The 13,582-nt window shown below is 37.5% G+C and carries 15 protein-coding genes; 14 read left to right on the plus strand and 1 reads right to left on the minus strand.

Annotated elements, in window-relative coordinates; translation table 11 throughout:
• Nucleotides 1–292: 292 nt before the first annotated feature.
• From F995_RS14325 to F995_RS14350, 6 genes are all read left to right on the plus strand, one after another.
• On the plus strand, nt 293–2,020 hold the full coding sequence (locus F995_RS14325; protein ID WP_004278370.1) for an acetolactate synthase 3 large subunit: 1,728 nt from the start codon (nt 293–295) through the stop codon (nt 2,018–2,020).
• Nucleotides 2,017–2,508, plus strand: coding sequence for an acetolactate synthase small subunit (gene ilvN / locus F995_RS14330; protein ID WP_004278369.1), 492 nt, complete (start codon nt 2,017–2,019; stop codon nt 2,506–2,508). Before F995_RS14325 ends, ilvN begins: the two co-directional genes overlap by 4 nt.
• A gap of 104 nt (nt 2,509–2,612) precedes the next feature.
• The gene (ilvC, locus tag F995_RS14335; protein ID WP_004647451.1) at nt 2,613–3,629 is read left to right on the plus strand and encodes a ketol-acid reductoisomerase; all 1,017 of its coding nucleotides are present in this window, start codon (nt 2,613–2,615) and stop codon (nt 3,627–3,629) included.
• A 224-nt stretch (nt 3,630–3,853) separates the two neighbouring features.
• The gene (locus tag F995_RS14340) at nt 3,854–4,105 is read left to right on the plus strand and encodes a hypothetical protein (protein ID WP_004647452.1); all 252 of its coding nucleotides are present in this window, start codon (nt 3,854–3,856) and stop codon (nt 4,103–4,105) included.
• Nucleotides 4,083–4,703, plus strand: a complete 621-nt coding sequence (locus F995_RS14345) for a DUF2971 domain-containing protein (RefSeq protein WP_004647453.1) — start codon at nt 4,083–4,085, stop codon at nt 4,701–4,703. Before F995_RS14340 ends, F995_RS14345 begins: the two co-directional genes overlap by 23 nt.
• A gap of 77 nt (nt 4,704–4,780) precedes the next feature.
• The gene (locus F995_RS14350; protein ID WP_004645384.1) at nt 4,781–5,527 is read left to right on the plus strand and encodes an IS5-like element ISAba31 family transposase; all 747 of its coding nucleotides are present in this window, start codon (nt 4,781–4,783) and stop codon (nt 5,525–5,527) included.
• 66 nt (nt 5,528–5,593) lie between these two features.
• Here F995_RS14350 and F995_RS17220 read toward each other — a convergent pair whose 3' ends face one another.
• Complete coding sequence (locus F995_RS17220) at nt 5,594–5,902, minus strand: helix-turn-helix domain-containing protein (protein WP_115736959.1); 309 nt, start codon at nt 5,900–5,902, stop codon at nt 5,594–5,596.
• A gap of 627 nt (nt 5,903–6,529) precedes the next feature.
• On the opposite strand from F995_RS17220, the gene F995_RS14360 reads away from it, so the two are divergent.
• The 8 genes from F995_RS14360 (at nt 6,530) to ndk (ending at nt 13,581) form a co-directional block, all read left to right on the plus strand.
• A complete protein-coding gene (locus F995_RS14360; RefSeq protein WP_004647454.1) occupies nt 6,530–7,063 on the plus strand; it encodes a hypothetical protein in 534 nt (177 codons plus the stop codon).
• A gap of 76 nt (nt 7,064–7,139) precedes the next feature.
• Nucleotides 7,140–7,844 carry a fimbrial biogenesis chaperone gene (locus F995_RS14365; RefSeq protein ID WP_004647455.1) on the plus strand — a complete coding sequence of 235 codons (705 nt, stop codon included), beginning with the start codon at nt 7,140–7,142 and terminating at the stop codon, nt 7,842–7,844.
• A 22-nt stretch (nt 7,845–7,866) separates the two neighbouring features.
• Entirely contained in the window at nt 7,867–10,200 is a 2,334-nt protein-coding gene (locus F995_RS14370) for a fimbria/pilus outer membrane usher protein (protein ID WP_004647456.1), read from the plus strand.
• Nucleotides 10,201–10,213: 13 nt separating this feature from the next.
• A complete protein-coding gene (locus F995_RS14375; RefSeq protein ID WP_004647457.1) occupies nt 10,214–10,630 on the plus strand; it encodes a hypothetical protein in 417 nt (138 codons plus the stop codon).
• Between the two features lie 268 nt (nt 10,631–10,898).
• Complete coding sequence (locus F995_RS14380) at nt 10,899–12,179, plus strand: glycosyltransferase family 4 protein (protein WP_004647459.1); 1,281 nt, start codon at nt 10,899–10,901, stop codon at nt 12,177–12,179.
• A gap of 20 nt (nt 12,180–12,199) precedes the next feature.
• Nucleotides 12,200–12,751 carry a phosphatase PAP2 family protein gene (locus F995_RS14385; RefSeq protein ID WP_004278361.1) on the plus strand — a complete coding sequence of 184 codons (552 nt, stop codon included), beginning with the start codon at nt 12,200–12,202 and terminating at the stop codon, nt 12,749–12,751.
• A gap of 87 nt (nt 12,752–12,838) precedes the next feature.
• Complete coding sequence (gene iscX / locus F995_RS14390) at nt 12,839–13,039, plus strand: Fe-S cluster assembly protein IscX (RefSeq protein ID WP_004278360.1); 201 nt, start codon at nt 12,839–12,841, stop codon at nt 13,037–13,039.
• A 110-nt stretch (nt 13,040–13,149) separates the two neighbouring features.
• Nucleotides 13,150–13,581 (plus strand): nucleoside-diphosphate kinase, encoded by a 432-nt coding sequence (gene ndk / locus F995_RS14395; RefSeq protein ID WP_004647460.1) that lies wholly within the window; start codon nt 13,150–13,152, stop codon nt 13,579–13,581.
• The last annotated feature ends 1 nt before the right edge of the window (nt 13,582 follow it).

Below are 13,582 nucleotides of genomic sequence, written 5' to 3' on the forward strand. Positions count from 1 at the left end.
CACAAGAATGCTGCAATAGTTTTATATGCCTTAATCGATCACCCTTCGACTAAGTGTCATTTCATGCAGTGGGCGATTTCTCTAGCCGAGAAATTGAACAAAGCTAAGCAAAATATGTTTATCCCAACATGTTTTAGGTCTTGTATTGCTCGAACAGCCAAGAGATCAGATTTTTTTCCTATTGCTATGAAAACTATGAAATTTGTGTGCTATAACAGTGCAGACAGTTAACAAATGAAACACTGCAAATGCCTCCCATTTGTGCAGTGTCATAATATTAGGGTGAATCACGTTGGAACTTCTATCTGGTGGTGAAATGCTTGTTCGCGCATTAGCGGACGAAGGCGTTGAACATGTTTTTGGATACCCAGGCGGCGCAGTTCTTCATATTTATGATGCGCTATTTCAACAAGACAGAATCAATCATTATCTCGTACGTCACGAACAGGCTGCCGGTCACATGGCCGATGCTTACTCACGCGTGACAGGCAAGACCGGTGTTGTGCTAGTGACTTCAGGTCCGGGTGCAACCAACACGGTAACGCCAATTGCAACGGCCTATATGGACTCAATCCCGATGGTGATTTTGTCAGGTCAGGTTGCGAGTCATCTGATTGGTGAAGATGCATTTCAGGAAACCGATATGGTCGGTATTTCACGTCCTATCGTGAAACATAGCTTCCAGGTGCGTCATGCCAGCGAAATTCCTGCGATTATCAAGAAAGCCTTCTATATTGCGTCTTCAGGTCGTCCAGGTCCTGTAGTGATTGATATTCCAAAGGATGCGACCAATCCTGCAGAGAAATTTGCTTACGAATACCCAGAAAAAGTGAAGATGCGTTCGTATCAGCCACCGTTCCGTGGTCACTCAGGTCAAATTCGTAAAGCGATTGAAGAACTGATCCATGCTAAACGCCCAGTTATTTACTCAGGCGGTGGTGTGGTTCAAGGCAATGCTTCAGCACAATTGACAGAGCTTGCGCATCTATTGGGTTATCCAGTGACCAATACCTTGATGGGTCTTGGCGCATTCCCGGGTGATGATGAACAGTTCATCGGTATGTTGGGTATGCACGGTACTTATGAAGCTAACATGACCATGCACAATGCAGATGTAATTCTGTGTGTGGGTGCGCGTTTCGATGACCGTGTGACCAACAATCCTGCAAAATTCTGTCCAAATGCTAAAGTCATTCATATAGATATCGACCCAGCGACAATCTCAAAAACCATTATGGCGCACATTCCAATTGTCGGTGCTGTAGAGCCTGTACTGAATGAGATGTTGAACCAGTTGAAACAGCTTAATGTTTCTAAGCCAAATCCTGAAGCGATTGCGGCATGGTGGAAACAGATCAATGAATGGCGCAAGGTTCATGGCGGTCGTTTTGAAGCGGGTGTTGATGGCGTGATGAAGCCACAACAAGTGGTTCAGGCATTGGATAAAGTGACCAATGGCGAAGCGATCATTACTTCTGATGTCGGTCAGCATCAGATGTTTGGTGCGATGTATTACAAATACAAACGTCCACGTCAATGGATCAACTCAGGTGGTCTAGGCACCATGGGTGTAGGCTTGCCGTATGCAATGGCTGCGAAGCTTGCATACCCGGAACAGCAAGTGGTGTGTATCACCGGTGAAGCATCGATTCAGATGTGTATCCAGGAACTGTCGACCTGTAAGCAATATGGCCTGAATGTAAAAATCCTGTGCCTGAATAACCAGTCTTTAGGGATGGTGAAGCAGTGGCAAGATATGAACTATGAAGGACGTCATTCAAGTTCTTATGTAGATTCATTGCCTGATTTTGCCAAACTGATGGAAGCCTATGGTCATGTCGGTATTCAGATTAATCATGCCGATGAGCTAGAGTCGAAGCTTGCAGAAGCGATGGCGATTAACGACAAGTGCGTATTTATTAACGTTATGGTAGATCGTACCGAGCACGTTTATCCGATGTTGATTGCGGGTCAGTCGATGCAGGATATGTGGTTGGCTAAAGGGGAGCGCACGAAATGAGACATATTATCTCTGTACTCGTAGAAAACGAATCAGGCGCGCTTTCCCGTTTAGTGGGTTTGTTCTCACAGCGTGGCTACAATATCGAAACATTGAATGTTGCTCCGACTGAAGATCCAACGCTTTCACGTTTGACATTGACCACTTATGGTGATGATCACAAGATTGAGCAAATTACCAAACAGCTTAACAAGTTGGTTGAAGTGGTGAAAGTGGTTGACCTGTCTGAAGGTGCACATATTGAGCGTGAATTGATGCTGATTAAAGTCAAAGCATTGGGTTCATCGCGTGACGAAATCAAACGTACGGCAGATATTTTCCGTGGTCAGATTGTCGATGTAACCCCAACGACCTATACCATTCAAATCGCGGGTACCACTGAAAAAGTGGATGCGTTTATTGATGCACTTGCAGAACACACGATTTTAGAAGTGGTTCGTTCAGGTGTATCAGGTATCGCACGCGGCGAAAAAGTACTCACCATCTAATTTAAATATTTCCTCATCCTAATAAGAAGGGGGTATCAGGCAATGTAAATACAAGGGTCATTGCCTGATTTAAACAGACAAACAAGCATTAAGCGGAGACAGCAATGCAAATTTTTTACGATAAAGACACTGACTTATCTATCATCCAATCTAAGAAAGTAGCGATCATTGGTTACGGTTCACAAGGTCACGCGCATGCGCTTAACCTGAAAGATTCTGGCGTTGATGTCACTGTAGGTTTACGTGCGAACTCTACTTCTTGGAAGAAAGCTGAAAATTCAGGTCTTAAAGTTGCTGAAGTTCCTGCTGCTGTAGCACAAGCTGACGTAGTGATGATTTTGACTCCAGATGAGTTCCAATCTCAACTTTACCGTGACGTAATTGAGCCAAACATCAAGCAAGGCGCTACTTTAGCATTTGCTCATGGTTTCTCGATTCTTTATAACCAAGTTGTTCCACGTGCTGACTTAGACGTAATCATGGTTGCACCTAAAGCTCCTGGTCACACCGTACGTTCTGAATACCAACGTGGTTCAGGTGTTCCTGACCTTATCGCGATTCACCAAGATGCTTCTGGTAATGCGCGTAACGTTGCTCTTTCTTACGCTTCAGGCGTAGGTGGCGGCCGTACAGGTATCATCGAAACTTCATTCCGTGAAGAAACTGAAACTGACCTTTTCGGTGAGCAAGCAGTTCTTTGTGGTGGTGCTGTTGAATTGGTTAAAATGGGCTTCGAAACTCTGGTTGAAGCGGGCTATGCTCCTGAAATGGCGTACTTCGAATGTCTACACGAACTTAAATTGATCGTTGACTTGATGTTCGAAGGCGGTATCGCGGACATGAACTACTCAGTGTCAAACAACGCTGAATACGGCGAATATGTAACGGGTACTGAAGTAATTAACGAACAGTCTCGTGAAGCAATGCGTAATGCACTTAAACGTATTCAATCTGGTGAATACGCGAAGATGTTCATTCAAGAAGGTGCGTTGAACTATCCATCTATGACTGCTCGTCGTCGTCAAAATGCGGCTCACGGTATCGAAGTAACGGGTAACAAGTTACGTGCGATGATGCCTTGGATCCAAGCGAACAAAATCGTAGATAAAGAGAAAAACTAATTTCTCGAATCAATTGATTTGAATGCGAAAACCCACTTAATTTGAGTGGGTTTTTTATTTCTATGTTTGCGTACCTTAAAAAATGGGAAAGCAGTGCTTTCCCATTTTTTCATATTTTGGATTCAAACAAAATCGTTGATAAATAGAAAAACTAATCTCTTAATTGGCTGATTTTTATGCTATAAAAGTCCTGCGAAAGCGGGGTTTTTTATTGGATAAGAATAATGATTTTATATAAATATGTTGGCTTTGATGCTGGTTTAAAAATATTAGAAACAAGTGCTTTAGGCTTTTCTTTGACGCGCGATTTTAATGATCCATTTGAGGTGACGGCTTTAGCTTTAATGGGGGAAACGGTAAATGTTGGTGTAGAAACGCAAGCTGTAAGAAGTCGGTTTATCAATAAATATGCAGTATTGTCTTTAACTCGAGCCCCCTTACTTAAATCCTTTAATGTGGTCTCATTATGCAGATAGTCATAAAGGAATGGTGATCGGGATTGATACAGAGAAGGCAGGTTTAGAAAGTTTTGAAAATTATACGATACCTGCTCAGAGAGGAGAGATAATTTATGTGAATACAGTGCTACAACATATTAATTCAATAGATGCCGTGCAATTAATGCAAATTGGAAGTAAGCATCATATATGGTGGAAATCTCATGAGAGATTACTAAAACATGCTGTTCTTTATAAGCAATTATGTTGGGCGTATGAAGAGGAGGTTAGGGTAGTGAAATGTTTGGGGAGTGAGGAATACCATTCTTATCATTCAAAGGAAGATAAGAGATTTGAGTTGGATGGAGAGCAGTGGGAAAGAAAATATATTGGTTCAAGAAGTATATTCTTAAAAAGCATCCCATCAGATGCATTTGTTGAGATATATCTTGGGGAAAATAGTTATCGTGATCAAAGAAGGAAGTATGATAATTTAATCGATGGTTATAAAGTTCCTAAAATTTTACAGTTAAAAGAATTTAGTCGGAATAATAATATTGAATTATTCACTGTTTTAGTTGATACAGAAACATGGTCTTTAAAAAGAAAAATTATTAATTCAGTTGATTTAGATTAGGGTGTGTTGACACTTTTAGCTTAAAAAAATAGCGAAGTAGTAAAATCAAATCGCCAAACCCAATTTTACTATTCGCTATGCCTCGTACCATGCTGACAGATCAACACTGGCAAAAGTTGAAAGTTATTCTGCGTAATTTATCCATTCACCACAACTCAAATTTACGCAATTTTATTGAAGCTATTCTCTATAGAATTAGAACAGGCTGTCCGTGGCGAGATATTCCTTGCTGTTTTGGTCATTCAAACTCTATTTTCAAACGTTTTAATCGTTGGTCAAGCAGCGGTAAGTTACTTAGATTATTCAAATTACTAGCCTCATGCCCCGATATGGAGTGGATTTTTATTGATGGCTCTCATGTACGTGCTCATCAACATTCTGCCGGCATAGCGAATCAATCTATTTCTAAAAGTGTAGGAGGAAACTCCTCAAAAATACATTTGATTGTTGATGCACATGGCAATCCTATTGATTTCATGATTACCGATGGAACCACACATGATGTTAAAGTTGCACCTGATTTAATATCAACATTAGATTTAAAAGAGACAAAAGTGGTATGTGCAGATAAAGGCTATGATTCAGAACCACTGCGTGAACAGATCAGGAAAACAGGGACTAAAGCGAATATACCAAAGAAAACAAATAGCCAATCAAACAATGATCATATGGACTGGTATTTATATAAAATCAGGCATTTAGTTGAAAATATGTTTTGTAGATTAAAGCAATTTAGAGGAATAGCTACTCGATATGACAAGCTCAAAAGAAATTATCAAAGTTCTGTTGCTTTAGCCTGTATATTTTTATGGCTACCTTTATAGGGTTAATTATGAACAGTAAATGTCAACAGACCCTAAATAGCTGCAATTGTGGTAGCGGTTCATATATTAGAGTTCTTTTATAAATTGTATTAGTTCAGCCTTGATCAGCCAATCTTCGACATGACCTACAATTCTTGAGGCTGTTGGCTCTGAAACTCCGTAACTCGTAGTAACGTGAAATAAGGTTCGGTATTCTCGCCAATAGCTTAGACAGAGCAGAATCTGATCCTTAATACTTAACTTGGGCGGTCTGCCTTGAGTTAAAACATGTTTCTTCAATTGATCAACCATTAAATAAAAAGTTGACCATGATATGCCTGTATATCGCTTAAACTGTGTTTCTGAAAACTTTTTGAATCGATGTGTTTCATTCATAAATTAGGCACGAATGCCAAGAAAATTAGAGGACGAATATTAAGCAAAATAGTGTTCAATTTTTATTTATGAAAGAAGATTATTGTATATTAACATATTGTTTTTTTAGTTAATTTATATTAATTATTGCTTTTTAGAAAGTTTTTCATAGCTAAGAAAAGTCTTGATGTATGAAAAAGAAAGCAAAAGTTTCGACAAAATCACACATTTCTTAAATAAAGTTGCATAATTTACAACTATTTGTAAAGTTCGTAACTTTGTTTTATTTTTTTGTAAATTAAGGTAAATTATAAAAAAATAATAAAATTAGTGGTTTAATTGTTTTTTATAAAATTTAAAGATTATTTTATTCTTTTTATTTGACATAGTTAGAAACATTTTTAAATTGTATCAATTTATTTTTTGTCTTAACCTTTTATAAGTATAGGATTAAATTTTTTAAAACAAATAAAAAACCAAAAATAGAGAATAGTATTGTGAATAATAAACTTTTGCATATTTTTAGCTCAAAGATAATAAGATAAGTTAACGGTTACTTAACTTTACTCATAATAATAAGAGTTACAGCGTAATCGTTAAAATAACTACATATACATATTCTTTTATTAAAAAGAAATGGAGAAAATCATGAACAAAATTACACAATCGGCATTAGCGGCATTAGTTCTTGGTGCTTGTTCTACGGCATCTTTTGCAGAAGATGAAGCAGCTCGAGGTGGTTATCATCCTCCTAAACCACCCATTGACTGGAGTAAATGTAATACTTTAGGCTGTGAAAAAGAAATTCCAATTTCACTTAAAATTAATAAGAAATGTGTTTTAACTGGTGGAAATGCAATAGTATTATCTGCTGCTGGTGGAACCCAAACTACAAATTATTCAATTACAACAAATACCCCTTATGTTCTGAATTTACAAACTGCAAATGCCGGTGCTAATAATACTACGTTTGTTAGACATGAAACAGATGCATCTGAAACAATTGCTACAACAATTGTGACGACTAAACAAGGTGCTGCAGGTGCTGTTCCATTTGGTAATTCAAATCATGCTGGTCAAGCAGTTGATAATTATACACTTGCAGTTACCAATACTGCAGTTGATGCTACACAGTTAGCAGGTAATTATACCGATCGCTATCTAATTAAAGCTTACTACTAATTTATTTAATCAACCTAACCTGATATTTATGTCGGGTTAGGTTGCCTCATTATACTTTTAAATGGAAAATTATAATATGAGAAAAACAACTATATTATTTTTTTTATCTTTTTTTTATTTTTCTGGCGGGAAGGCTGATGTTGCAATTGATCCAGTACAAATGTATATATTTAATGATAAAAAACAAAAAACAACAACACTTACTTTAGAGTCTATAAATGAAGTAGAAAAAAAGATATTTGAGGTGAAAGCATTTAAATGGGATCAAAATGATAAAGGTGAAGATGTGTTGGAGAAGGATGATACTCTTATAATTAATCCAAGAAATTTTATTTTAAAACCTAATGGGAAACAAGTTATACGTGTTGGTTTTAATCGTCCAATAGTATCTGTATTGGATGGTCGGGAAGAGGGTGCCTGGCGCATTGTAATTGAGGAATTACCTCAACCTGTAAAAGAATCATCTATTACTTTCTTGATGAATTTTAACCTGCCATTATTTATTGGAAAGCAAGATAACTTAAAATTAAATTTTAATATTGAGAATGATAAGCTTATAGTTAAAAATAAAGCAGAATCTCATATTCAAATTTCAAAGTTACAAATTTTAGATTCTAATAAGAAAGAAGTTTTTACTAGTAATAATATGAAATATGTACTTAAAGATAAGAGTATTTTTTATGAGTTGGAAGGGGTTAAAATAAATAATCCTCGTAATTATTTTGTTAAAGTAATGACAGATAAGTCGCATGAGGAAATAGAGTTAAAGCTTATGGATTAAAATTATAATTAAGGATTATATTATGCAGTTAAATAGAAAAATAATTATTCTAGTTAATATTTTATTCTTATGTAATGCTAATGCTAACCAGAATCCTGATGAATTTTTTGCTAATCTTTGGATAAATGAGCTTGATCATAATATAGATATTATTTTAATAAAAAGTGATGATAATTTTTACATAGAGTGCAATATATTGTCGGAACGAGATATTGATATATCTAAATTATCAAAAATGGCTTCTCGGGATGAGTTTTGTCTTATTTCGGACCGGAATATTCAATCTAATTTCGATGCCTCTAAGCAAACAATTAATCTCACCATACCTACCCAACTGTTTAAATCAAATACACAGATCTCCCAGTTGCAGACTATGCCAGAGAGAGCCAGTTTTGGAGGTTTCGTAAATTATGATTTTACCTATTTAAATTCAAAAATAGACAGAGAAACGAATTCTTTATATAACGGCCTGACAGATCTGGGTGTCTTTAAAGACTATTGGATTTTTAAGAACTCAATAGCATATTATAATCATCCTTTGAATGAGTATTTTACTCGACTCAGTACTAGTATTGAGTTTGAATTTCCTAAAAGTATGACTCAGCTTACTTTAGGAGATACAACTACAGTATATAATCCATTAATTAATTCTTTACGTTTTGCCGGTTTAAACTGGGGAACTAATTTTACTGAGCGACCAAATTTTATTTATTGGAATACTCCAATCTTACAGGGAAGTGCGCGTGTTCCTTCTACAGTTGATTTGTATATTAATGGGGTAAGTATATATAGCCAAAGAGTCAGTCCTGGTGATTTCAATCTTCAAACTGGTGCACAAATTCAACAGGCAGGAAATGCACAAATTATTGTTGAAGATGTGTTAGGGAATAGGAGTGTACAAAGTTTTCCTATTCTGGTGACGAATCGGCTATTAAGATCTGATCTTAGTGAATATAATGTTTCATTAGGAAAGTTGCGTTATAACTATAATATAGAAAGTAATGACTATCGTAATTTTTTCTCTAACCTTTATTATCGTTATGGGGTATCTAATTGGACAACACTTGGTTCTAATTTTTCTTATAGCGAAGACTTGCAAAATTTAGGCTTTCTATGGACTCAAGCTATTAGTCATTATTTGGTTTTGGATAGTGTAGTTCAAGCTTCACACGATGAACTTAATAATTTTAATTATTCATATGGATTATCTGCTGCAAAGGATTTCGGAAGAGTTTCACTTGGTGCAAGTGCGAAATATACAGAAAGAGATTTTAAATATTTAGGTGATGACCTGGATAATTTTTATAGTTATCCTAAGTATGAATATTTAATTTATGGGGGAATGAGCAATATTCCTCTCTTGCATAATATTTATTTGAATTATGCTGCCCAGAGTTTTCATCAGCAAGAAATACGCGTGGAAGATGAGATTCCTTCATTTTTTCAAAATGATCGTAAAACTTTAAATTTAGGGTTTAATCGTCGGCTAGGTAGGAAGGGAAGCCTAGGTTTGAGTTATTTTAGCTCATTTGGTAATGATCGGGATTCTGGAGTTGTCTTATCACTTAGCTATAGTTTTGATGATGATAAAGCAGTTTATTTTAGTCATTCAACAGATGAAAGAACTAAATTGCAATTTGTAAAAAGTAATCCTAATCAGGTTGGATTTGACTATGAAACAGGTGTAAATAGACTCGAAGATGAAACACTATATAATTTCAATGGGCGATTGAAAACAGATGTTGGGGATTTAGGTTTTTATCATATAGAGGGAGATAATGAGTCTGAATCACAATTAAACTATCGTGGTGCGGTTGTTTTTCTTAATAATAAATTCAATTTTACCAAGTTGGTTGATAATGCATTTTCTGTTGTTAGTGTGGGAGATTATCAGGATGTCGATGTTTTAAGGTCTTTATCTGTAGTAGATAAAACGAATAAGAAAGGCTATACCTTTGTTCATGATATTATTCCTTATGTAAATTATGATATTGGTTTTGATCAGAATCAATTACCAGTCGAAGATAAGATTCCTTATGCAACCAAGAGGCTTACTGCTTTAGATCAGCGGGGGTATATTATTAATTTCCCTATATATAATACAAAACAGGTCACGATTTTGCCTGTAGATAGTAATAATCATAAATTCACAGCTGGTTCAGAGTTATATATCGATAATGATGGTGGGGAGGTTTATCCTATCTCATCGAACGGTACGGTCACTCTATATGGGCTTATTCCAAATACTTACAATATTAAAATCATCAGCACCGAATCTAAAACTTGCTTTGCACAATTGACGGTTACAGAAAATCAAAAAGAAGAAAGCGGACTATCTACGCTTATCTGTAAATAAAGGATGAAAAATAATGAAACTTAAATTTACTGTACTTGTGTTCTCTCTATTATTAACCAGTCTAAGTCATGCCCAACGTTGTCAGATTGATCGATCGACAGCATCAGAACTCAAATTGAACTCCTCTTATCTGAGCCAAGCTGCGACTTCTTTTATCGTAAGGTGTGATAGTAGTTATGCTATTCAATTTAATTCTAGAAACTTAACCAGCACTAATGGCAGTAGTTATTTGGTTAATGAGCACAATCATAAAATAAGAACACAAATGTATATTTCTGGGGCGACCTCATCCCGTTGGAATATGCCGATATCCCAACCGGCAACTAGCCTAAGTAAATTTATTGTATTGGTACAACTAGCTGAACAACCTTCTGCTTTGACCCCAGCTGGAGTTTATAAAGACAGTTTATATGTGGATCTTATCTACTGAATTCTTTTAGTTGGCTCTTAAAAGAGAATTGGATTTTGGTCTATTTAAGTCCTTTAACCAGATTTTGAAGCTTTCTGACTGGATTTTTTAGGCATGAGCTATGGTTATGAATAGGTGAGTTAATTTACTCTTAATTGTTAGTCAAGTTAATTAGATATCTCTATAAGTACATCAACTTCCGAATAAAATGAGAGAAGGGGGTAATATCATTAAAATGCAATAAATAAGCATTAGACTTTAGCTTAAAATATAATCACATAGGTGTGATATGGAACAGCCCTGCACCTCAGCGTTATCGAAAAAAATGTCTGCACTTCAAAATATTAGCTTTGACTTAAAACAGTTGCGACAGCAAAAAACAAAAATGACCCTGCCTTTGGAAGAGTTGACTCGTCCTCGTCTCAAAATAGCCATTGTGACTGAAACCTGGTCTCCTGAAATCAATGGGGTTGCCCATGCTTTATTGCAACTGTGTAAAGGATTACAAAAACAGGGGCATAAGATTTTATTAATTCGTCCGGAACAACGACAAGCCTATAACGATTTTAAGCCGCATAGCGAATGTCTAGTTAAAGCGCATTGCATTCCTAAATATAGTAATTTGCAGTTTGGTAGGCCGCAATTTTTAAAAATCCATCAAGCTGTTGAAACTTTTACACCCGATATTATCCATGTCGTGACCGAAGGTCCTTTGGGTCTGGTAGCTCAACAGCTTGCAAAATTCCATAAAATTCCGGTTTCTAGCGGTTTTCACTCGTCATTTCAGGAATTTAGTCGATTTTTTGATTTGGCTTTTTTACTGAAGCCAATTCAAGGCTATTTAAAGTGGTTTCATAATAATACTGATTTGACCTGTGTTCCGAGTCGAGGCACGGCTCAAGCCTTAAATCAGTTTGGTGTGACTTGTCCCTTGGCAGTTGTGGGCAGAGGCGTCGATCCAGATACATTTTCACCAAAGTGGCGATCACCAGATTTGCGCTATGCTTGGGGAGTTTCAAACGAGACCCGGGTGATGTTGTATGTCGGACGGCTTTCCCCTGAAAAGGAAATTGACGTGCTGATCAAAACCTATTTTGTGCTGCGCCAAGTTCGTCAGCAAGATATACGTTTGGTGGTGGTTGGAGATGGGCCGGATCGCACTCGACTGCAACAACTGAATCAGGATGGCAGTATTGTTTTTACCGGTAGCTTGACAGGAGAAAAACTGTCAGCGGCGTATGCCAGTGCAGATGTCTTCTGTTTTGCCAGTCAGGTTGAAACCTTTGGAAATGTGGTATTGGAAGCGATGGCCAGTGGCTTGCCAGTGATTGCTTATGATTATGCTTGTGCAAACTTGCATGTGCAGCATGGTGAAACGGGATGGTTGAGTAGACTTGGACATCAGCAGGGGTTGATCCAGCAGATGCTCGGATTGCCTGATCAGCAAAAATTGCAGCAGATGGGTGCGCAAGCACGTAAAAAAGCCGAAAAAGTAGGCTGGCAATATCCGGTCCGGCAATTTGAACAGGCACTGTATTCACTGATACAGCATCAGGAATACAGGATATAAAACAAGAAAGGAGCACCAGTGTGAAACTCCAGAATGTAAAGATTAAATTTTTAGAAATCGATTTGAAAGGCTGTGTTTATCTGAATCATTTTTCGCATTCAGTCCGTATTGCCACTTTTTTTAAAATGATTAGCCGCTTAGGAAATGGTGCATTTTGGTATTTCATGCTGATACTGGTTTGGATCATGCAAGGCTTGATCTATACCGTGCAGATTGTTTATCTGATTTTGGGAAGTACTATAGGTACTATGATTTACAAGGTGCTTAAAATCAAAACTGTACGACCACGTCCTTATCAGGTACATCAAGTGATCCGTTTGGGTGAGCATCCACTGGATCATTTCAGTTTTCCTTCCGGGCATACCTTGCATGCCGTGATGGCAACCACCGTTTTAGGTTATGTCGCACCTTTATTACTGATGCTGATGTTGCCTTTTACGGTTCTGGTCGCAGTGTCCCGAATGGTGCTGGGATTGCATTATCCAAGTGATGTGGCAGTTGGCGCAATTCTGGGTGGCATGATGGCAATTGCCATTGTCCTGACCGCGCCTTATCTGAATATTGTGCTGTAAAAATAAGTGAAAGCCGGAGCAAAGGCTCGCAGATTTTCACAGATTTGTTAAAGTACAGCATCAAAGCAATTATGGTGAGAAATAGAGATGGGTTTACGTTGGACTGACACGCTCGATATCGCGATTGAACTCTATGAAGCGCATCCAGATGTGGACCCGCAGTGGATTCGTTTTACTGATTTACATGCCTGGGTGTGTGCTTTGCCTGAGTTTGAAGATGATCCAACCAAGTCGACTGAAGGTTTGCTTGAAGCCATTCAAATGGCATGGATTGACGAGGCACGCTAAGGCCTCATCTTAAAAAAGCATTTTTTTACAGATGAAAAGCAGAAAAATGCGCATTATCTCGGTATAATGCGCCAAATTTTCATGTCAACAATTGACTTAAGGAGCCTATCATGGCTATCGAACGTACTTTATCTATCGTTAAACCAGACGCAGTTGCTAAAAACCACATCGGCGACATCTTTGCTCGTTTCGAGAAAGCTGGTCTTCAAATTGTTGCAACTAAAATGAAACATTTGACTCAAGCTGAAGCTGAAGGCTTCTATGCTGAGCACAAAGAACGTGGTTTCTTTGCTGACCTAGTTGCATTTATGACTTCTGGTCCAGTTGTTGTTTCAGTTCTTGAAGGCGAAAACGCTGTTCTTGCTCACCGTGACATCCTTGGTGCGACGAATCCTAAAGAAGCTGCTCCTGGTACTATCCGTGCAGATTTCGCTGTAAGCATCGATGAAAACGCTGCTCACGGTTCTGACTCTGTAGCATCTGCTGATCGTGAAGTTAACTACTTCTTCGCTCAAACTGAGATTGCTCCACGTACTCGTTAAT

This window comes from Acinetobacter sp. CIP A162, assembly GCF_000367905.1.
Lineage (GTDB): Bacteria > Pseudomonadota > Gammaproteobacteria > Pseudomonadales > Moraxellaceae > Acinetobacter > Acinetobacter lwoffii.